The following is an 18,559-nucleotide window of genomic DNA, read 5'->3' on the forward strand; positions in this document are numbered from 1 at the left end:
CGAACATTCGCTTTCCAACACCTGACATTATAATCCCTCAATACCTCCCTGACGCGCAGCCGCGTCATGCCCTTTCGAATTGGTCCCAATTGCGTGAAACACAAAGAAGATATTTCCAGCAACCCGCCTGCCGGTTCAGCGGCAACGCGATCGCACTCCGGCGGTTACAGCGAAGTCCTGCGCGAGCCCGGCATTCCATTTGCGGAATTCGTGGCCATCATCGCCATGATCATGGCGTTGAACGCCATGGCGATCGATGTGATGCTTCCGGCCCTGCCGGCCATCGCCGGTGCGCTGGACATAGCCAAGGACAATGACCGCCAGCTCATTCTTCTCGTCTACCTGATCGGCTTTGGCGGCGGACAGCTGTTTTTCGGCCCGGTCGCGGATGCCTTCGGCCGGCGAAAGGTTCTGATTGGCGGCCTCGCGCTCTACAGCCTCGCGAGCATCGTCTGTATCTTCGCAGTGGACCTGGACCAGTTGCTGATCGCACGCCTCATGCAGGGCATCGGTTGCGCCGCGGCGCGGGTGACCGCGCTTTCAATTGTCCGCGATTGTTATACCGGAAGGCGCATGGGCAAGGTCATGTCCCTCGTCATGATGGTCTTCATGTCCGTACCCGTTATTGCACCGTCCATCGGCCAGGCCATCCTGCTTGTGGCCGGTTGGCACTGGATCTTCGCCCTGCTGCTGATTTCCGGCGTGGCGATGCTGGTATGGTCGGGTCTGCGTTTGCCTGAGACCCTGGAGCCGGAAAACCGGCGCCCTCTGGTGGTTTCCACGATCACCAGCGCATACCTGCTGGCGCTGACAACGCGCGTCAGTCTCGGATACACCGTCGGCACCGCATTCATTTTCGGAGGCCTGTTTTCCTTCCTCGCCATGTCCCAGCAGATCTTTGTCGACATTTTCGGCCTGGGAACGCTGTTTCCGATCGTTTTTGCCGTCATCGCCGTGACCATGGCCGTAGCCTCTTTCATGAACTCCCAGCTCGTGGAAGCCATCGGCATGCGCCGTCTCTCGCACGCCGCCACGGTGGTCTATACCCTGGTGGGAATGACGATTTATGCGCTCGCCCTGCTAGGTTACGAGAACTTCTGGGTCTTCCTGGCACTGGTGACCCTCATCATGACGACGTTCGGCTTCATCGGCGCGAATTTCAACACGATGGCCATGGAGCCGCTCGGGGCCATTGCCGGCACCGCCTCTTCCGTGATCGGCTTCATCAGCACCCTCGGCGGCGCGCTTCTGGGGTACGTCATGGGGCAGCTCTTCGACGGAACGACCGAGCCCCTGGGGCTGTCCTATATGGTCTACGGCCTGTGCGCCATCGGCTGCATTCTCTACGCCGAACGCGGACGCATGTTCCATTCAACGGAACGTGGGGCAACCGTCTGAATATTGAAACAAGGATCGAGCAAAAAAGGCGGGCTCATGCCTGCTTCGGCCCGTTGACAAACCCTCAGCCTGGTCATCCCAGACAAGTGAGGCAAGCCGAACGCTGATCTGGGATCCAGCGCATCAGCGTGAGCGGAGCGAACACTCAATTACACTTGAACACGCCACGCCTGCGGCGTGAAATATATCTGGATCCCAGATCTGCGTGCAGCCTTGCTGCACTTGTCTGGGATGACGAAATTAGGTTTGTCAGCAGTCTCTGGCGGGCTCATGCCCGCCTTTCTGCCGAGATTTTTCCGGGCGTCCGATCAGCCGGCGACGGCCTGAAGCGCAGGAGCTTGCGGCCGGACGGCAGCATCGTAGTCTTCCATCAGCGTCTTGATGATCTCGCCGACTTCGTAGCGGTTTCCGGCGATCTCCGAGACCGGCGTGACTTCCGCCGCAGTGCCGGTGACGAAGCACTGCTCGAAATCCGGCAGTTCCTCCGGCATGATCACCCGTTCGATCACATCGATGCCGCGGTCCTTGGCAAGGCCGATGACCGTCTGGCGGGTGATCCCGTTCAGGAAGCAATCGGGCGTCGGCGTGTGGATCTTGCCGTCCTTGATGAAGAACACATTGGCGCCGGTCGCTTCCGCGACCTGGCCGCGCCAGTCCAGCATCAGCGCGTCCGTATAGCCCTTGGACTCGGCCGCGTGCTTGGAGATGGTGCAGATCATGTAAAGGCCGGCGGCCTTGGCCTTGTAGGGCGCTGTTTTCGGATCGGGGCGGCGATAGTCCGCAAGGTCCAGCCGGATCCCCTTCAGCCGTTCTTCCGGCGCGAAATAGCTCGGCCATTCCCAGGCGGCGATGGCCAGGTGAATGGTGTTCTTCTGCGCGGAGATGCCCATCATCTCACTTCCGCGCCAGGCGACGGGGCGGATATAGGCATCGGTGAGGTTCATCCGCGCCAGGGTTTCTTCCTTGGCCGCGTTGATCTGCTCGGCGGTCCAGGGAATCTCGAAGCCCAGCATGCGGCCGGATTCAAGCAGGCGCGCAGTATGCTCCTCGGACTTGAAGATACGCCCGCCGTAGGCGCGTTCACCTTCAAACACGCTGCTGCCGTAATGCAGCCCGTGGCTGAGCACATGCAGTTTCGCGTCCGCCCACGGCACGAATGTGCCGTCGTACCAGATGTCTCCACTGAGCTGATCAAAAGGCGTTCCGGCCATCTTTCATCTCCCGCCCGCTCTGAGAGCGTTTATTGTTTTCCACTGCAGAGGCAAATGGCGCCAAAGACTTGCGCCCGCTTCACCGCTGTATCTTTTGCACAGCACGCCAACTATCGGTATCCTGATATCCGCAACGTTCGTGATCGGATTCGTTTATCATCTGGTGCGCAAAAATGCATCAGAAAGACCGATCATTTCGTTCACGGATGCTAACAAGTAACAATCGACCAGAATTAAGTCAATATGGCTGACGTAAATTTCAAAAACGCACTTTCCTCCCCGTTGCGGGAAAACGATCCCGGGCTGCCCGACAGCGGTGAGGCAAGCAGCGATGACGCCCTGCCCTATGACCTCGTTGAACTTTTGTTCTTCGCCTATCGCGATTTCACCGGCGATCCGGACGAGGTGCTGGCCAAATTCGAGTTCGGTCGGGCGCACCACAGGGTTCTGCATTTCGTGGAGCGGAACCCCGGCATCATGGTGACGGATCTACTCGGTATTCTGGGGATCACCAAGCAAAGCCTCGGAAGGGTGCTGAAACAGCTGGTGGATGCCGGGATCATCGAACAGCGCGAGGGCAATCACGACCGTCGCCAGCGGCTTCTCTACACCACTGAAACAGGCCACGCGCTCGCCGTCGATCTCACGCGTCTGCAGCAAAAGCGCCTTGAACGCGCCCTAATTGGCCTGCCTGATGGCAGCGAGGAAACCGTCCGCAGGTTTCTCTTGCAGATGATCGATCCCGATGCCCGGCCGGACATCCTCAAGCTTATCCGCAGCTCCTTCGATCTGAGAGACAGATAAGGGTCGGCGTCCGTTCGTTGAGCCGGCAAACGCGATCCTGACACCACCCTAGGGGACGAGACGACCGAAATGAACGCTCAGGTGCCTGACGACAACGCCAACCACATTCTCCTGGTAGACGACGACAAACGGATCAGGGATCTGCTCTCCAGGCTGCTCAAGGACAATGGCTTCCGTGTCTCCACCGCAGCCAATTCCGCCGAAGCGCGCAAGTGTCTGTCCGGGCTGGAGTTCGACCTGATCATCCTGGACGTGATGATGCCGGGCGAAAGCGGGCTGGAGCTTGCAGGCTCGCTGCGAAAGGACTCCCAGGTTCCGATCCTGATGCTGACGGCCAGATCCGATGCACCCGACAGAATAGCCGGCCTGGAGGCCGGCGTGGACGATTATCTCGCCAAGCCCTTTGAACCCCGAGAACTGATGCTGCGGATCGCGGCCATCCTGCGGCGTGGAAACCAGCAGCCGGTTGTCGCCAGGCAGGAAATACGCTTCGGCCCCTTCTCCTACAATGCCGGCCGGGGGGAACTGAAAAACGGCGACAATCCGGTGCGCCTGACGGACCGGGAAAAACAGATCCTGTCGATATTTGCCGAACAGCCCGGCGCAACGGTACCCCGGCACAAGATCGTCGGCGACGACAGTGGTCTCGGCGAGCGTACCGTCGACGTGCAGATCAACCGCCTGCGGCGCAAGATCGAAACCGATCCGGGCAATCCGGTCTATCTGCAGACAGTCCGGGGCATCGGCTACCGGCTGGCCTGCGACTGACCCGATGGCGGAAAAAACAACCCTGCTCCGGCGTTTCCAGGAAGGAAACCACCTGAAGTTCCTCGCGGTTCTCCTGAAGCCCTTTGTCGGCGCCTACCGGGTATTTTCCCGGTTGATGTACCGGATCATGCCGAAGGGTCTCTTCACCCGGACGTTTCTGATCATCCTTGCCCCCATCGTGATCCTCCAGTCGGTCCTGGTTTTCGTCTTCATGGAGCGTCACTATCAGCTGGTTTCCCGCCGGATGTCGGAAGCGGTGGTCCGGGAGATCGCAGCCGTTGTTTTCGTGCTGGAAAATTATCCGCAGGATGACGACAACCGCAAGGTCGAGGAGCTCGCCTCACGCGCGCTTGGCATGTCTATGACCGTCATGCCGCTGGAACCGCTGCCGCCTCCAACGCCCAAGCCGTTCTTCGATGTCATCGACCAGGAACTGAGTCTTGCCATCAGCCAACGGATCGGCAAACCCTTCTGGATCGATACGGTCGGCCGCTCCCGCTTTGTGGAAATTCGCATTCAGCTCACCGATTCCATCCTGAGGATTTTCACCCGGCGCAGCCAGACCTATGCCTCCAACTCGCATATCTTCCTGGTCTGGATGTTCTCCACCTCGCTTGTTCTGGTGATTGTCGCCCTACTCTTTCTGCGCAACCAGATCCGCCCGATCATCCGTCTGGCCAATGCCGCTGAGGCTTTCGGCAGGGGGCGCCCGGCTGCGGATTTCCGGGCCAGCGGCGCCCGCGAGGTACGCCGCGCCAGCCTGGCCTTCATCGACATGCGCCGCCGCATCGAACGCCAGATCGAGCAACGCACAACGATGCTGGCCGGCGTCAGTCACGATCTGAGGACCATCCTGACGCGCCTGCGACTACAGCTCGCCTTTCTGGCCGAGACCCCTGAAAGCGATGCCATGCGCAAGGACGTCGACGAGATGAGCCATATGCTGGAGGATTATCTTGCCTTTGCCAGCGGTGATGGCGACGAAGAAGTCCAGACGACCGACATGGCGCTTCTTCTTGAGGAACTGGAAGAGGAAGCCGAAATCTCCGGCTATTCCGTGACCACCCGCATCGAAGGGCCTCTCGACGTCGAAGTGAGACGCATTTCGATGAAACGCTGTCTCGCCAACCTCGTCACCAACGCCTGCAAATACGGCACCCAGGTCGAAATCTCTGCCGGGATCGAGGGAAACTGGCTTGTCATCACCATTGACGATGACGGCCCCGGCATTCCCGAAGATCAGCGCGATATGGCCTTCCGGGCGTTTCACCGGCTGGACCTGGCCCGCAACCAGGACCAGACCGGCAGCGGCCTCGGCCTTGCGATCGCCCGCGACATCGCCCGCGGCCACGGCGGCGAACTCTACCTGGAAGACAGCCCGCTGGGAGGGCTGAGAACACGGCTGAGATTGCCGGCGTAAGACTGTTCTTACGCCCTAATAAAGCCGCCCGCCGATCGGCACGTCCTTGTCCGGGGTCAGCAGGACGACTTCGCCATCCTCGTCCGGAACGCCGAGGGTGAGAACTTCGGACATGACGGGACCGATCTGGCGCGGAGGAAAATTGACCACCGCCATCACCAGCTTGCCGACCAGCTCGCCCGGTGTGTAGTGCTTCGTGATCTGCGCGGAGGTCTTCTTGACGCCGATATCCGGACCAAAGTCGATCCGCATCTTGTAGGCGGGCTTGCGCGCTTCGGGAAAATTCTCGGCCTCGACAATACGGCCGACGCGCACATCCACTTTCAGAAAATCGTCAAAACTGATCTGGTCGCTCACGAAACATACTCCTTTTGAGAGCGACCATGGCCGGTCAACAAGGACCGTGCAAGACACAGGCAGCCGTTCAGCGACTTTTTGCGACAGACCTGTGGCCGTCAGGCACTTGCGGGGGCTTCTGCGTCGACGCCGGCATCCTGATCCGGTTCACCGTCCCGGCCTCGGCGACTCCTGCCGCCCGAGGATGCTTTTTTCAGGAATGAACGCAGTCCCCTGGCAAGGCTCTCCACACCGTTCAAACGCTTCATGAAGGAGGAGCCCTTGTCCAGTTCCTTGTCGAGCCGTGCCATCGTGCGGGGCATGCCTTCATCGGCCTCGTCCAGCCAGACATCGACCACACGGGCGAATGCGACAGCCAGCGCCTGTCCGACGATGGTCGCCTTCACACCGGAAACATCGATACCGGCTGCAATCAGCATCCATTTCTGGGAACGCACCGCCAGCCGGTTGAAATCAAGCGCAAGTCCAGGATCGTGACGCGCCGCGTCATGCAGCGCCCTGACAGCCTCCTTGTGCGGGGCAAGCGCGTCGATCCGTGTCATCAGGACATCGAACAGCCGGTCGCGCGGTGGCTGATCGCCCATGTCCGCGTCCACCCCATCAAGAACCGTTGTGTCGATCTTCTCCACGAATGCAGCGACAAGCTGAAGTTTCGAAGCGTAAGCGCTGCGCATCTCCGAGAGCTTCACCTTCGCCGTCTCGGCAATCATTGGCAGCGAGACATCCTCATAAGGATGCTCGGACAACAGCTCCAAGAACGTTTGAAGGATTTTCTGCCTGGTTTTAGCGGTTGCCATGAGAAGGTCTCCAGTTGGTCTTCACACCTTAAGATAGGAAACCTGCTCTCCTGAGGAAAGGGCGGCACCGTGCCACGGGTCCGGCGATCCTTTCCCCGATCATTCTTCACGACAGGCTGGAACCAGAGTCGACGCCGCTGCGTTGATTGCCTGAAGGATGCGGCCCGGTCCGGCGCCTTGCAGTCCCGCCACGGTCGCTGCAGCCCGGCCGGGTCGCAGCCTTTCAGAAACCGACCGTCAGAAGCGTCCACCAGATCACTACCGCGAGGAGAGAAACCCCATGAAAACGCTTGCCGATGCATTCGAACATACGCTGCAGGACATCTATTACGCCGAGCAGCAACTCACAAAAGCCATGCCGAAGCTCCAGGAAGCAGCCAACGGCAAAAAACTCAAGGACGTGATCGGCGATCACCTTGAAGAGACCAAAACCCAGGTCAAGACGCTCGAGCAGGTTTTCAAGTCGCTCGGCAAAAAGGCTTCCGGTGAAAAATGCGACGCTATCGAGGGTCTTCTGAAGGAAACCGACGGCATAATCGCCGAAGCCAGCGGCACTGCGAAAAACGCAGCGCTTGTCGCCGCCTGCCAGGCTGTCGAACACTATGAGATTGCCCGCTACGGCACCTTGCGTGAATGGGCGAAGGTTCTCGGCCACGACGAGGCGCACGACCTGCTGACCGGAATTCTCGACCAGGAAAAGGCTGCCAACAGCAAGCTGACCGGTCTGGCAGTCGCCGCAATCAACGAGCAGTAAACGCATCACCATGCCGGATGAAGCGCGCTTGAAAATGCGCGCTTCATCGCCCCAGCCGTCAGCGCCTGAAACCATGGCTCAGTTAAACAAAGAAGACGACGCCGGCAGGATCAGCCTGCCAGTTCCTTCGCCCGCCGGACCGCTTCCGCAACGGCCTCGGTCATGATCGGCTGCAAGCCGCCGGTTCCCATCAGAACCTCCAGCGCTGCCGCCGTCGTTCCGTTCGGGCTGGTGACATTCTTGCGAAGAACCGAAGGATGCTCGCCGGAGCGGCGCATCAGTTCCCCCGCACCATAGACAGTCGCAATGGCAAGTTCGTCGGCGAGATCATCGGGAAGCCCGGCCTGCCTGCCTGCCTCGCTCAGAGTCTCAGCAAGATAGAACACGTAGGCAGGACCCGACCCGCTGACACCCGTAACCAGATCGATCTGGTCCTCGCTGTCCAGCCAGACCACCTTCCCAATAGCGCCCAGAAGCCGGTCGACGTCTTTTTTGCTCTCGTCTGAAACCGCCGCCGTTGGATAAACCGCGGTGATCCCCCGTTTGACCATCGCCGGTGTATTCGGCATGCAGCGGCAAACCGGTACGCTCCCGAACACGGATTCGAATTTCGAAACCGGTGTCCCGGCCGCAATGGAAAGCACGAGCGTATCCGGCGCCACCGCCGACTTCAGAGCGGGCAGGACATCGTCCATCATCTGCGGTTTGACGGCGACAAGAACAATGCCCGCGCGCAAGTCATCGGGTATGACGGTTACATGCCGGATACCGTATTGTTTCAGAAGCGCAGCCATTGGCCCGGACAGATACGGGTCGCATACCATGAGGGCGGAAGTGTCTATCCCTTCCGCCACCCAGCCTGACAACATTGCACCTCCCATCTTGCCGGCTCCGACAAGAAGGAAGGGCCTCTCTTTTGAAAAACTCATGCTTCTCCTGCGGTTTCAAACAAGGCCGTGTCCATGGCCTGGGAAGCCGAATGACCGGCCCAGACGACGAACTGGAAGGCTTGATAGAAACGCTCGCAGTTTTCAAGCGCATTTGTCAGCATGGCTTCGATCTGCGCCGAAGAGGCTTCCGCGCCTCCGGCCAGAATGAGCGACTGGCGGAACATGACGACGTTCTCCTTGTGCCAGAGATCGAAGTGCCCCATCCAGAGCTGCTCGTTCACAAGCGCCAGCAGGCGGACGACTTCCGTCTTGCGGAGTTCCGTGACCTTGAGGTCGAAGGCGCAGGCGAGATGCAGCGCCTCCACATCTTCCATCCACGAGAAAGAGACATGATAGTCACACCAGCTGCCACCAAGGGAGATGGTGATCTCGTCGTCGTCCGACCGTTCGAAAGTCCAGTCGTTCAGAGCCGCGACGGTTTCTATTGTGTCAACGGGATTGCCAGGTCGCTCGAAGTCGATTTCGATGAGGCTCATGTGCCTACTCCCTTTCGAGCCGGGGCCGAATACCCGATCAGGAAAACCGGGCGGACCGCCGGGAAATGTCCCATGCCGGAGGAGCAAAACGCGTCCCTTGCTGGTCCTTGGAGCGAACCGGTTCCGTCTTGCTCCGACGAATCCCTGTTACCTATGAGTATAGGAGCAAGATTGATTTAAGGGATACATACCATTTCTGCCCCGAAAGCCGAATCTTGTGGACGACACAGCGTCAATTTTCAGCACATTGCTCAAAAGCAACGCATTTCCGCCAAGTGCACTGGTCGCATTTCTGTCACGAACTATGAACAGAAATCGGTCACATCCGCGTCAGCGAGCCGCGTCAGGCGCCCTTGCCACCGGCGGCACCTGTTTTTTCCAGCTTCGCGAGCCGCGATTCGAGCTCTTCGGCCTTGTCGAGCGCACGCACGGCCATCTCCTTGACGGCTTCATGTTCTTCCCGCGAGACCATATCCATATCGGACAGGAAACGCTCGGCCTGTGCCTTGAATGCGGTTTCCACTTCACGGCGCGCCCCCTGGGCGACACCGGCGGCGTCAGTCATCAGCTTCGCGAAATCGTCGAGAATACGGTTCGGGCCCTGGGTCATGTGACCCTCCTTGGTCAGGAACAAACTTACACCTGAGAGGTATGTGGGAATGGCCTGAACTTCAAGAACCAATTCCGCCCGCGTGCTTGACGGATCGAACAAGATCGCGCATGCGTTGCGCCGGGCTTTGCCCTGCTCTTTCAGGACAAAAACAAAGAAGGTTATGCCGTGCCGCCCTTACTCGTCCTGCCGTTCCCCGCCATCGACCCGGTCATTGTTGAATTCGGTCCCTTCGCCCTGCGCTGGTATGCGCTGGCCTACATCGTCGGCATCATTCTGGCCTGGCGCTACATGCGCGCTCTTGTCCTCAACCACCGGCTCTGGGGCAGCATCGGCAGGCCGTCCCTCGCCCAGCTCGACGACTTCGTCCTCTGGGGAACCCTCGGCATCATCATCGGCGGCCGTCTCGGGTACGTGCTCTTCTACAATCCGGCTTATTATCTCGCCAATCCGATGGACGCATTCGCGATCTGGACCGGAGGCATGTCGTTCCATGGCGGTTTCGCCGGCACGGTGATCGCCATGATGCTGTTCGCCTGGAGCCGGGGCGTCTCCGTCTGGACCCTGTTCGATCTGGCGGGCTGCGCGGCGCCGATCGGGCTTTTCTTCGGACGGATCGCCAACTTCATCAATTCCGAATTATGGGGCCGCCCCTCGGATGTGCCCTGGGCCTTTGTCTTTCCCAATGGCGGTCCTGATGCCCGCCATCCCAGCCAGCTCTACGAAGCCGCGCTTGAGGGGCTTGTCCTGTTCCTCGTGCTGCGTCTGCTCAGCCACCGTTTCAAGCTTCTGAAAAAGCCGGGATTTCTCGCCGGAGCCTTTGCCTGCGGCTACGGCATTGCCCGTTCGATCTCGGAACTTTTCCGGGTTCCCGATGCCCATATCGGTTATCTGGGCGGCTTTTTCACCATGGGCATATTGCTGTCGCTGCCGATGATCCTGGGCGGACTGGCCGCGATGATCTGGGCGTCATCCCGCAATTCCGCCGCCACAGCCGGGTAAGACCATGCCGGCCCTCTCTCTGAAGGACAGGATCAAGGCCCGCATATCCGCCGAAGGACCTCTTTCTGTCGCCGAGTACATGTCGATCTGCCTCGGTGATCCCGAGGCGGGCTATTACACGACGCGGGAGCCTTTCGGCGCGAGCGGCGATTTCATCACCGCGCCCGAAGTCAGCCAGATGTTTGGCGAACTGATCGGCGCATCCTGTCTGGCCGCCTACGAAGCCATGGGTGCCTCCGAACGGTTTCAGCTCGTGGAACTGGGACCGGGCCGCGGAACCCTGATGGCGGACCTGCTGCGCGTAGCCGCACTGCGCCCGGCATTCCTGAAGGCAGCCAGCCTGTCCCTCGTCGAGACAAGCCCGCGCCTTCGCGAAATCCAGCAGGAGACTTTGGCCGGGGCACCGCTCGAACCGGACTTCCGGACCACAGTCGCGGATATCCCCGATGGTCCGCTGATTCTGGTCGCCAATGAATTCTTCGATGCGCTGCCGATCCATCAGTTCGTCAAAACCGGGGACGGTTGGCGCGAACGCCGGATCGGCCTGTCGGAGGACGGCAGTCTCATCTTCGGCGCCGGCACCGCCAGGCTTTCCGATGACGCCATCCCGGCCCGTATTGCCGGTTCTGCCGAAGGCACGATCCTCGAAACCCAACCTGCCGCAAACGCCATAGCCGAAGCCATCGGCGCGCGGATTGCCGAACACGGCGGGGCCGCGATTTTCATCGATTACGGCTATCTGAAAACCGCCCCCGGCGACACGCTGCAGGCCCTTTACAGGCATCAATTCGACGATGTTCTGGCGCACCCCGGCGAGGCAGATCTGACGGCGCATGTGAATTTCGACGCATTGGCCGCGGCGGCTGTAAGAGGCGGAGCGACAGCACTTCCGCCAATGTCACAGGGGGATTTTCTCCTGAAGTCCGGACTTCTGGAGCGGGCCGGGGCCCTCGGTGCGGGAAAATCCCGCGAAGAGCAGGAAGCGATCCACGACGCGGTCGAACGTCTGGCAGCCCCCGCCAAGATGGGCGATCTCTTCAAGGTTCTGGCTGTGACAGGCGCGGGAATATCGTTTCCGCCGTTTGACAGCGCGCCGTGATCCCCTCAAGGATCAATCGCTGCAAAACGAATCCTGTTCGAAACATCTGGAGAGCGGTCAGTTATCCGCTTTCTGGTGTTCCAATGACAAGCAGGTCGATCTGGTCCGGAGACCCGTATGAGAATTGAAGCAGACGCATTGAAGCTCGAAGGCCTCGGCCACGGCTTTTTCACCCGGCAGGGCGGCGTCTCGAACGGCATTTATGAAAGTCTGAATCTCGGCCTCGGTTCGGATGACGAGCGCAGCAGGGTTCTGGAGAACCGCAGACGGGCCGCCGATGCAGTTGGCGTTGTCCCGGAGAACCTGCTTTCCCCCTATCAGATCCACTCACCGGACGTAATCACGGTTACAGGCCCCTGGGAGGACGCTGCGGACAGGAAAGCCGACGCGCTCGTCACAAGCACGCCGGGACTGGCCATCGGAGTTCTGACGGCCGACTGCGGCCCGGTGCTTTTCGCGGACCCCGCAGCGCGCGTCGTCGGAGCCGCCCATGCAGGCTGGAAAGGCGCCTTGACCGGAGTTCTCCTGAACACGGTCGTCGCCATGGAAGCGTTGGGTGCGACAAGAAACGGTATCACCGCGGTCCTCGGGCCGACGATATCCCGCCAGGCCTATGAAGTCGGTCCGGAATTCCGCGAACGGTTCCTTCAGGACGCCTCCCGCAATACGGAATATTTCCAGCCGTCCGAGCGGGAAAATCATTTCATGTTCGACCTGCCTGCCTTCATCAGGGACAGACTTGAGCGACTGAACCTTGGCGAGGTCACGGACCTCGCACTATGCACTTACGGCGACGAGACCCGTTTTTTCTCCTACCGCCGCACCACCCACCGCAAGGAACCGGACTATGGCCGCCAGATCAGCGCGATCGTTCTGAGATAGGGAGACACCGATGGCACTGCACTTTTCCGATGCCGAGTTCGAGAGCCGTTTCGAGAAGCTCAAGGCCGCCATGGAGGCGGAAAAACTCGATGCCATGCTGCTTTTCGCACAGGAAAGCATGTACTGGCTGACCGGCTACGACACCTTCGGCTTCTGCTTTTTCCAGTGCCTCGTCGTAAAGAGGGATGGAGAGATTGTGCTCCTCACCCGCTCCGCCGACCAGCGTCAGGCCAGGCACACCTCGAACATCGCCGACATTCGCATCTGGATCGACCGGGGATCGGCCAGCCCGGTCGGGCAGCTCAAGGATCTCCTGTTCGACCTGGATCTCCTCGGTAGCCGTATCGGCATCGAATACGATACCCACGGCATGACCGGCAGGATCGGACTGCAGATAAATGCGGAACTGACCAGTTTCGCCGATATTTCCGACGCCTCCGAATTGGTCCCGCAACTGCGTGCAGTGAAGAGCGCTGAAGAAATCGTCTATGTGCGCAAGGCTGCCGAACTCGCCGACAAGGCTTATTATGCCGCCATGGAAGAAATCCGCCCCGGTGCCGACGAGGGCCGCATTCTTGCCGCCATGCAGGGAGCGATTTTCGAAGGCGGTGGAGATTATCCCGCCAATGAATTCATCATCGGCTCCGGCGCTGATGCGCTCTTGTGCCGCTACAAGGCCGGCCGCCGAAACCTGTCCGATCGGGACCAGCTCACGCTGGAATGGGCGGGAAGCTATCGCCATTACCACGCCGCGCTGATGCGCACCGTCGTCATCGGCTCACCGACCGACCGGCACCACGAGATGTATACCGCCGCACGCGAAGCGCTGGCCGCCGTTGAAACCCAGCTTGTTCCGGGCCGGACCTTCGGCGACGTTTTCGACGCCCATGCCGAACGTGTGGATGCCCATGACATGATGCCCCACAGGCTGAATGCCTGCGGCTATTCGCTGGGCGCACGCTTCACGCCGAGCTGGATGGACATGCCCATGGCCTACAAGGCCAATCCGGCCGAGGTAAAGCCGGACATGGTGATCTTCATGCACATGATCCTGATGGATTCCATCACCGGAACCGCGATGACACTGGGGCAGACCTACCTGACCACCAATGGCGCTCCGGAGTGCTTATCCACCCTGCCTCTCGACCTGCCGGTCAAGTCAGGCTAAACAAACTGCAACTCAGCGGGCCGCTTCCGTTCTTGCATTGTCGGCAGACGATCCGCACCATGTCGAAATCGATTATCAGAGCCAGGCGCCTACATGCTCACCTTTTCCAGACAGAATTCCTTTTCGACCCTGCGTTCGATCATCTGCCTCCTGCTTCTGGGCGGCCTGGCCGCCTGTCAGTCGGCGCAGCAGCCTCCGAGCCCCATATCGACCACGGTCACCGCGCCTTCGATTTCCGGACAGATCGATCAGGAAGAAGGGGTAACACTCGCTTTCGAACCCTTTACAGGCGCTCCCGGCAACATCTCCGACGAATTGTCCGAGCTCATCGGAGCTGAAGCCCGCAAGCAGGGTATTACTCTTGTCCGCCGCGTAGGCGCAGCCGCGACCTACCGCGTCAACGGCTATCTTGCGGCCACCGGCCAGCCCTCCAACGGCACCGTCTTCTATGTATTCGACATTGTTGACGGCTCCGGCCGCCGGGTGAAACGAATCTCCGGCACCGAAGATACGGGCGGCGCCTCCGGCGACCCCTGGCAGGCGGTCGGATCGGGAACCTTGTCGCGCATCGCCAACCGGTCGATGGTGGAAATCAAGGCCTGGCTCAACCGCTAATCTGCCTTTAGCCGGATAATGAGGGTGCAGCGCCACAAAAATTCAAAAAAAGCGGGTCTCAACGGCGAACGCCTGTTGTGGTCCGGGTGGTTGGTTGTTACAACGCCGCCGCCTGCCAAGGCTTTCCATTCGGGCCTCCGGCATTCGGCAAACTGTTAAGACCTCGATTCGGCCTGCTCACATGCGGCATCGCATGAGAGAAGAAAAGCTGATCGATTTTAAAGTGTTAGAGAAGTCTGTGTTGACCTGAACGCAGAACGCTCTTGGCCCTTTCCGCGTTTCAGCAGGGATGAACCTGCCTGCTGATCCGCTGTCGCACCAGAAGGACTTGCGGCTTATGAAGATCGTCGCGGGCAATTCCAACCGAGCCCTGGCTGAGGAAATCTCCGGATACCTCGAAGTCCCCCTCGCGAAATGCCAGGTCCGGCGGTTTGCCGACCAGGAAATCTTCGTTGAGATCCAGGAAAATGTGCGCGGCGAGGACGTTTTCGTCGTTCAGCCGACCAGCTACCCGGCCAATGACCACCTGATGGAGCTGCTCATCATCATCGATGCAGCGCGCCGGTCCTCTGCCCGCCGTATCACGGCGGTGCTCCCCTATTTCGGCTACGCGCGGCAAGACCGCCGCGCCTCCGGCCGAACGCCGATTTCGGCGAAGCTGGTGGCCAACCTGATCACCGAAGCCGGCGCTGACCGCGTCCTCACCCTGGATCTCCACGCCGGACAGATCCAGGGTTTTTTCGATCTGCCGACCGACAACCTGTTTGCCGCTCCCGTCATGACCCGCGACATCAAGGAACGCTATGCCACCGACAATGTCATGGTGGTGTCTCCCGATGTCGGCGGCGTGGTCCGGGCACGTGCCCTTGCCAAGCGCATCGAGGCGCCGCTCTCCATCGTCGACAAGCGCCGCGACAAGCCTGGAGAGTCGGAAGTCATGAACATCATCGGTGAAGTGAACGGCTTTGACTGCATTCTGGTCGACGATATCGTCGACAGCGGCGGCACGCTCTGCAATGCGGCCGAAGCCCTGCTCGCCAAGGGCGCCAAGTCGGTGACGGCCTATATCACCCACGGCGTTCTGTCCGGCGGAGCCGTTGCGCGCGTCACGTCTTCGAAGCTGAAGGAACTGGTGATCACCAACTCGATCGAACCCACGGCGGCGATCACGGCGGCGGCCAACATCCGCACCATCTCGATCGCCCCGCTGATCGGTGAGGCCATCAACCGCACAGCCCTGGAAAAATCGGTCTCCAGCCTGTTCAGCTGAATGTGCGGTCAGAAAGACAAATAGAAGGTTCCGACATCCCGGAATTGAGAATACAGCCTGCCTTCAAGCAAAATCGCATGAAGGCAGGCTGATTTGTATCAGGCCGCTGCCACCGCATTCAGAAACCGGTCGACCGTGTCCCGCAACGCAGTCGTCTGGCCGTTGACATCCGTCGAGGCCGACAGCACCTGTCCGGCGGACGAACTCGTGACACGCGTCTTTTCCGAGATTGTCACGATGGTGCGTGCAACATCCTGCGTGCCTTTGGCCGCTTCCTGCACGTTCCCGGAGATTTCGTTCGTCGCAGCTCCCTGCTGCTCTACGGCCGAGGCAATCGAGCCGGTATATTCGTCGACCTGGCTCATTGTCTGGGTAATTCCGGCGATCGCCGTGACGGCTTCCTTCGTCGCCGCTTGCACTTCCGCAATCTGACCTTCGATTTCTTCCGTCGCCTTTGCGGTCTGCGTCGCGAGTTCCTTGACTTCGGAAGCCACAACCGCGAACCCGCGCCCGGCTTCTCCGGCCCTTGCGGCCTCAATGGTGGCATTCAGCGCCAACAGATTGGTCTGTTCGGCGATGGCGGAAATCAGATTGACGACATCACCGATGCGCTGCGCGGATTCCGCAAGCCCCTCGATCTTGTTGTTGGTCTGCACCGCGGCATGCGACGCGTTCTGGACGATTTCAGTGGTCGACTGAACCTGCCGTCGGATCTCCTGGATCGATGCCGACAGCTCCTCGGCGGCTGAAGCCACCGTCTGCACATTCGTCGAGGCCTCTTCGGAGGCAGCCGATGCATTCGTGGCATCGCCCGCAGTCTCGTCGGCAACGCTGTTCAGCTCTTCGGCAGCGTGCCGCATCTGCTCGCTGTTGCTGAACACTGCGTCCAGCATCTCCGTGACTTCAGACCGGAACTCGGCGATCATTCTGGAGATCTCGGCAGACTGGCGTTCCTGCGCAAGGCCGGAGTCCCGCTGCTCCGATTCCAGCCGTTCACGCGCCAGCGCGTTTTCGCGGAACACGTCCACCGTGGCCGCCATTTCGGCGATTTCATCGGAAGCGGATTGCGCCGGTATCTCGACGGTACTATCGCCTCCGGCAAGCCTGTTCATGACTTCACCAAGTCCATTGAGCCGGCCCGACAGATTTCGCGCCATGAGCAGCCCGAACATGCATGCGGCAGCCGCACAGGCCAGAGCGATTCCGAAAATCCACAGTTTCAGGGAAGACAGAGGTGCCAGTACTTCATCCGCTCCCTGAACGACGACCAACGTGTATTTGTTGTCGAGAGCCGTGAAGGGAACCATCGCCGCGAAGACATCCCGTCCATTGTAGTCCGGCAGATGTCCGAACGTCGCCTCGCCTGCCATCGCCGACATGATTTCCGGTGCAGCGAACTGCGCACTCAGCATTTCAGACACATCCGCTGTGCGCTGGCTGTCGTTGAGCACCAGGCCGTCTTCATTCAGAAGATAGATGTCTCCGGTTTCGCCAAGACCGGCGTATTTCCCGAGCAGGGAATCGATCTTGCTGATCGGCGTCTCGTATACGATCACGCCGATGGTCTTCGAACCAACGACCATCGGAGCGGCCCAGAAACCCGCCGGCTCATTGTCCTTGCCAGGGTAGAAGACCGGATCGAAGCCCACGAGGGTTTCGGCTTCACCTGATACGATCTGCTCAAATCCTTCAGCCAGCGGCGTTCCCTGCAAGTCTGCGGAGCGCACATTCACGCCGAAATCCGACCGCTTGCGGACACTGTAGATCACGTCCCCGTTCAGGTTGATCAGCAGAATGTCCGGATGGTCGTTCGCATCCGCATAGTCCCGGAGGGACGTATGGTGTTTCGCGTGGGCCTTGTCGTAGGGCTTGCGCCCGGCCTTGACCAGCTGGTCGCGCTCATGCACCGGATGGGGATTGTCCGTGACATAAATCTTCGTGAGAGTATCGAACGCCTTGTCACCGTATTTCGCCCAGGCCCCTTCCAGGTCGCTATAGGCAGACCGGAGGGCTTTTCCCCCGAGATGACTGTCGATGGATATCTCTTTGCTCCGGTAAAACTCCAGCAGGCTATCCCTGCGGCCTTCGGCGAGCGCCATCAAACGTTGCTCCGCCTGTCCGCGCACGGTGTTGGCGCCCGATATATAGCTTGCCACACCAACGCCTCCTGAACATAAAAGCGCGATGCCAAGCACAAGTGCCGGAAGTTTCACGGAGACTTTCATGCTTCCTCCTGGAAGTTGCGGGAAAGCAATGCCTTCCCGCTTTTTCTTTTTCTAATCAGAGGTTTTCGACGTTCACACCGAAGGTGACCGCACCAATGGCTTCACCGCTTGCCGGATCGAAGACCGGCACGCTTACCTGGCTTTGCAGGGTCTGAGTGCTGTCGTCCTCTTCCAGCTCACTGACGTGGACCGCACCTTTGCCGACAGGATAGGTTTCCTGCCATTTGGCTTCGTCTCCCTGCCAGAAATCCGAAGTCACATCGCTCTGACCGACGTTCAGCCCCTTGGCGTCCATGACGAAAATCTCGGTGAAGAGACCGTCGCTCTCTTCCTGGGCAGCCGCAAGGTAGACAGACAGGGGATTGTCCAGAACCTCGTCGATCATTGGCTGGTCAACGGCGTCGGCTTCCTCACGCCATTTCGCATCCAGTGCGTCGATCTTCGATTGATCGTAGGACGCGGTATCGGCGTTTTGCGCGATGACAGCCGACACGACTTCCTCCGAGGACGCGATCTCGGCAATCTTGCCTGCGGCAAGATTCTTGAGCTCGCTTTCGAATTCATTCGCGAAGGCAGAACCTGTGAAGAAAAGACAAAGTGCAATCGTTTGAACAAGGTATTTCATTTCTCACTCCCATGAGGTTACTCGACGGAATGATCATGTTTTTGTCTTAATATTATGTGTAGAAGGTAAAATTCATTCCAGATATTTCAAAAGTACATGGACAAGCTCGAAATAATATTGACAATTAT

19 protein-coding genes are annotated in these 18,559 nt (G+C 59.6%); 11 read left to right on the forward strand and 8 right to left on the reverse strand.

The features are described from left to right. Positions 1-93 precede the first annotated feature (93 nt). Positions 94-1,398, forward strand: coding sequence for a multidrug effflux MFS transporter (locus tag Q1B40_RS13270; protein ID WP_367279121.1), 1,305 nt, complete (start codon positions 94-96; stop codon positions 1,396-1,398). A gap of 308 nt (positions 1,399-1,706) precedes the next feature. On the opposite strand, the gene Q1B40_RS13275 is transcribed toward Q1B40_RS13270, so the two are convergent. Further along, positions 1,707-2,609: a branched-chain amino acid aminotransferase gene (locus Q1B40_RS13275; RefSeq protein ID WP_299815236.1), complete on the reverse strand. Its 903-nt coding sequence runs from the start codon at positions 2,607-2,609 to the stop codon at positions 1,707-1,709. 243 nt (positions 2,610-2,852) lie between these two features. Here Q1B40_RS13275 and Q1B40_RS13280 point away from each other — a divergent pair, with 243 nt between their 5' ends. From Q1B40_RS13280 to Q1B40_RS13290, 3 genes are all read left to right on the forward strand, one after another. Beyond that, positions 2,853-3,413: a MarR family winged helix-turn-helix transcriptional regulator gene (locus Q1B40_RS13280; protein WP_299815238.1), complete on the forward strand. Its 561-nt coding sequence runs from the start codon at positions 2,853-2,855 to the stop codon at positions 3,411-3,413. A 69-nt stretch (positions 3,414-3,482) separates the two neighbouring features. Further along, positions 3,483-4,181: a response regulator transcription factor gene (locus Q1B40_RS13285; RefSeq protein WP_299815240.1), complete on the forward strand. Its 699-nt coding sequence runs from the start codon at positions 3,483-3,485 to the stop codon at positions 4,179-4,181. A 4-nt stretch (positions 4,182-4,185) separates the two neighbouring features. Then, entirely contained in the window at positions 4,186-5,601 is a 1,416-nt protein-coding gene (locus Q1B40_RS13290; protein WP_299815242.1) for an ATP-binding protein, read from the forward strand. Between the two features lie 15 nt (positions 5,602-5,616). Here the strand turns inward: Q1B40_RS13290 and Q1B40_RS13295 are convergent, their stop codons facing one another. Together Q1B40_RS13295 and Q1B40_RS13300 are read right to left on the reverse strand one after the other, a co-directional pair. Continuing rightward, positions 5,617-5,958: a tRNA-binding protein gene (locus tag Q1B40_RS13295; RefSeq protein ID WP_299815244.1), complete on the reverse strand. Its 342-nt coding sequence runs from the start codon at positions 5,956-5,958 to the stop codon at positions 5,617-5,619. A gap of 98 nt (positions 5,959-6,056) precedes the next feature. After that, on the reverse strand, positions 6,057-6,755 hold the full coding sequence (locus Q1B40_RS13300) for a TetR/AcrR family transcriptional regulator (RefSeq protein WP_299815247.1): 699 nt from the start codon (positions 6,753-6,755) through the stop codon (positions 6,057-6,059). 280 nt (positions 6,756-7,035) lie between these two features. Here Q1B40_RS13300 and Q1B40_RS13305 point away from each other — a divergent pair, with 280 nt between their 5' ends. Further along, positions 7,036-7,509 carry a ferritin-like domain-containing protein gene (locus tag Q1B40_RS13305; RefSeq protein WP_299815250.1) on the forward strand — a complete coding sequence of 158 codons (474 nt, stop codon included), beginning with the start codon at positions 7,036-7,038 and terminating at the stop codon, positions 7,507-7,509. Positions 7,510-7,619: 110 nt separating this feature from the next. On the opposite strand, the gene proC is transcribed toward Q1B40_RS13305, so the two are convergent. The 3 genes from proC to Q1B40_RS13320 form a co-directional block, all read right to left on the reverse strand. Continuing rightward, complete coding sequence (gene proC, locus Q1B40_RS13310) at positions 7,620-8,438, reverse strand: pyrroline-5-carboxylate reductase (protein WP_299815253.1); 819 nt, start codon at positions 8,436-8,438, stop codon at positions 7,620-7,622. Further along, complete coding sequence (locus Q1B40_RS13315) at positions 8,435-8,935, reverse strand: YbjN domain-containing protein (protein ID WP_299815256.1); 501 nt, start codon at positions 8,933-8,935, stop codon at positions 8,435-8,437. Before Q1B40_RS13315 ends, proC begins: the two co-directional genes overlap by 4 nt. Before the next feature lie 343 nt (positions 8,936-9,278). Next, positions 9,279-9,545, reverse strand: coding sequence for an accessory factor UbiK family protein (locus Q1B40_RS13320; protein ID WP_299815259.1), 267 nt, complete (start codon positions 9,543-9,545; stop codon positions 9,279-9,281). A gap of 168 nt (positions 9,546-9,713) precedes the next feature. Between Q1B40_RS13320 and lgt the strand changes: the two genes are divergently transcribed. The 6 genes from lgt (at position 9,714) to Q1B40_RS13350 (ending at position 15,581) form a co-directional block, all read left to right on the forward strand. Continuing rightward, a complete protein-coding gene (gene lgt / locus Q1B40_RS13325; RefSeq protein ID WP_299815262.1) occupies positions 9,714-10,547 on the forward strand; it encodes a prolipoprotein diacylglyceryl transferase in 834 nt (277 codons plus the stop codon). Between the two features lie 4 nt (positions 10,548-10,551). Continuing rightward, complete coding sequence (locus Q1B40_RS13330; RefSeq protein ID WP_299815265.1) at positions 10,552-11,646, forward strand: class I SAM-dependent methyltransferase; 1,095 nt, start codon at positions 10,552-10,554, stop codon at positions 11,644-11,646. 117 nt (positions 11,647-11,763) lie between these two features. Further along, positions 11,764-12,528, forward strand: a complete 765-nt coding sequence (gene pgeF, locus Q1B40_RS13335) for a peptidoglycan editing factor PgeF (protein WP_299815268.1) — start codon at positions 11,764-11,766, stop codon at positions 12,526-12,528. Between the two features lie 10 nt (positions 12,529-12,538). Further along, positions 12,539-13,696: a Xaa-Pro peptidase family protein gene (locus tag Q1B40_RS13340; RefSeq protein ID WP_299815271.1), complete on the forward strand. Its 1,158-nt coding sequence runs from the start codon at positions 12,539-12,541 to the stop codon at positions 13,694-13,696. 93 nt (positions 13,697-13,789) lie between these two features. Continuing rightward, positions 13,790-14,311, forward strand: a complete 522-nt coding sequence (locus tag Q1B40_RS13345; RefSeq protein ID WP_299815274.1) for a hypothetical protein — start codon at positions 13,790-13,792, stop codon at positions 14,309-14,311. 337 nt (positions 14,312-14,648) lie between these two features. Continuing rightward, a complete protein-coding gene (locus Q1B40_RS13350; protein WP_068413041.1) occupies positions 14,649-15,581 on the forward strand; it encodes a ribose-phosphate pyrophosphokinase in 933 nt (310 codons plus the stop codon). A 98-nt stretch (positions 15,582-15,679) separates the two neighbouring features. Here Q1B40_RS13350 and Q1B40_RS13355 read toward each other — a convergent pair whose 3' ends face one another. Both Q1B40_RS13355 and Q1B40_RS13360 read right to left on the reverse strand, forming a co-directional pair. Further along, complete coding sequence (locus Q1B40_RS13355) at positions 15,680-17,737, reverse strand: methyl-accepting chemotaxis protein (protein WP_299815277.1); 2,058 nt, start codon at positions 17,735-17,737, stop codon at positions 15,680-15,682. Between the two features lie 124 nt (positions 17,738-17,861). Next, positions 17,862-18,431, reverse strand: coding sequence for a hypothetical protein (locus Q1B40_RS13360; protein ID WP_299815280.1), 570 nt, complete (start codon positions 18,429-18,431; stop codon positions 17,862-17,864). Positions 18,432-18,559 lie beyond the last annotated feature (128 nt).

The sequence above is a fragment of the uncultured Roseibium sp. genome, from assembly GCF_947496995.1.
Classification (GTDB): domain Bacteria; phylum Pseudomonadota; class Alphaproteobacteria; order Rhizobiales; family Stappiaceae; genus Roseibium.

What these genes read in the sequence shown, in the direction of transcription:
- Q1B40_RS13300 (WP_299815247.1), bottom strand. Translation starts at nt 6,755, where the DNA reads ATGGCAACCGCTAAAACCAGGCAGAAAATCCTTCAAACGTTCTTGGAG.
- Q1B40_RS13350 (WP_068413041.1), top strand. Translation starts at nt 14,649, where the DNA reads ATGAAGATCGTCGCGGGCAATTCCAACCGAGCCCTGGCTGAGGAAATC.
- Q1B40_RS13290 (WP_299815242.1), top strand. Translation starts at nt 4,186, where the DNA reads ATGGCGGAAAAAACAACCCTGCTCCGGCGTTTCCAGGAAGGAAACCAC.
- Q1B40_RS13320 (WP_299815259.1), bottom strand. Translation starts at nt 9,545, where the DNA reads ATGACCCAGGGCCCGAACCGTATTCTCGACGATTTCGCGAAGCTGATG.
- Q1B40_RS13285 (WP_299815240.1), top strand. Translation starts at nt 3,483, where the DNA reads ATGAACGCTCAGGTGCCTGACGACAACGCCAACCACATTCTCCTGGTA.
- Q1B40_RS13315 (WP_299815256.1), bottom strand. Translation starts at nt 8,935, where the DNA reads ATGAGCCTCATCGAAATCGACTTCGAGCGACCTGGCAATCCCGTTGAC.
- Q1B40_RS13330 (WP_299815265.1), top strand. Translation starts at nt 10,552, where the DNA reads ATGCCGGCCCTCTCTCTGAAGGACAGGATCAAGGCCCGCATATCCGCC.
- Q1B40_RS13275 (WP_299815236.1), bottom strand. Translation starts at nt 2,609, where the DNA reads ATGGCCGGAACGCCTTTTGATCAGCTCAGTGGAGACATCTGGTACGAC.
- Q1B40_RS13280 (WP_299815238.1), top strand. Translation starts at nt 2,853, where the DNA reads ATGGCTGACGTAAATTTCAAAAACGCACTTTCCTCCCCGTTGCGGGAA.
- Q1B40_RS13360 (WP_299815280.1), bottom strand. Translation starts at nt 18,431, where the DNA reads ATGAAATACCTTGTTCAAACGATTGCACTTTGTCTTTTCTTCACAGGT.
- Q1B40_RS13340 (WP_299815271.1), top strand. Translation starts at nt 12,539, where the DNA reads ATGGCACTGCACTTTTCCGATGCCGAGTTCGAGAGCCGTTTCGAGAAG.
- Q1B40_RS13305 (WP_299815250.1), top strand. Translation starts at nt 7,036, where the DNA reads ATGAAAACGCTTGCCGATGCATTCGAACATACGCTGCAGGACATCTAT.
- Q1B40_RS13345 (WP_299815274.1), top strand. Translation starts at nt 13,790, where the DNA reads ATGCTCACCTTTTCCAGACAGAATTCCTTTTCGACCCTGCGTTCGATC.
- proC (WP_299815253.1), bottom strand. Translation starts at nt 8,438, where the DNA reads ATGAGTTTTTCAAAAGAGAGGCCCTTCCTTCTTGTCGGAGCCGGCAAG.
- pgeF (WP_299815268.1), top strand. Translation starts at nt 11,764, where the DNA reads ATGAGAATTGAAGCAGACGCATTGAAGCTCGAAGGCCTCGGCCACGGC.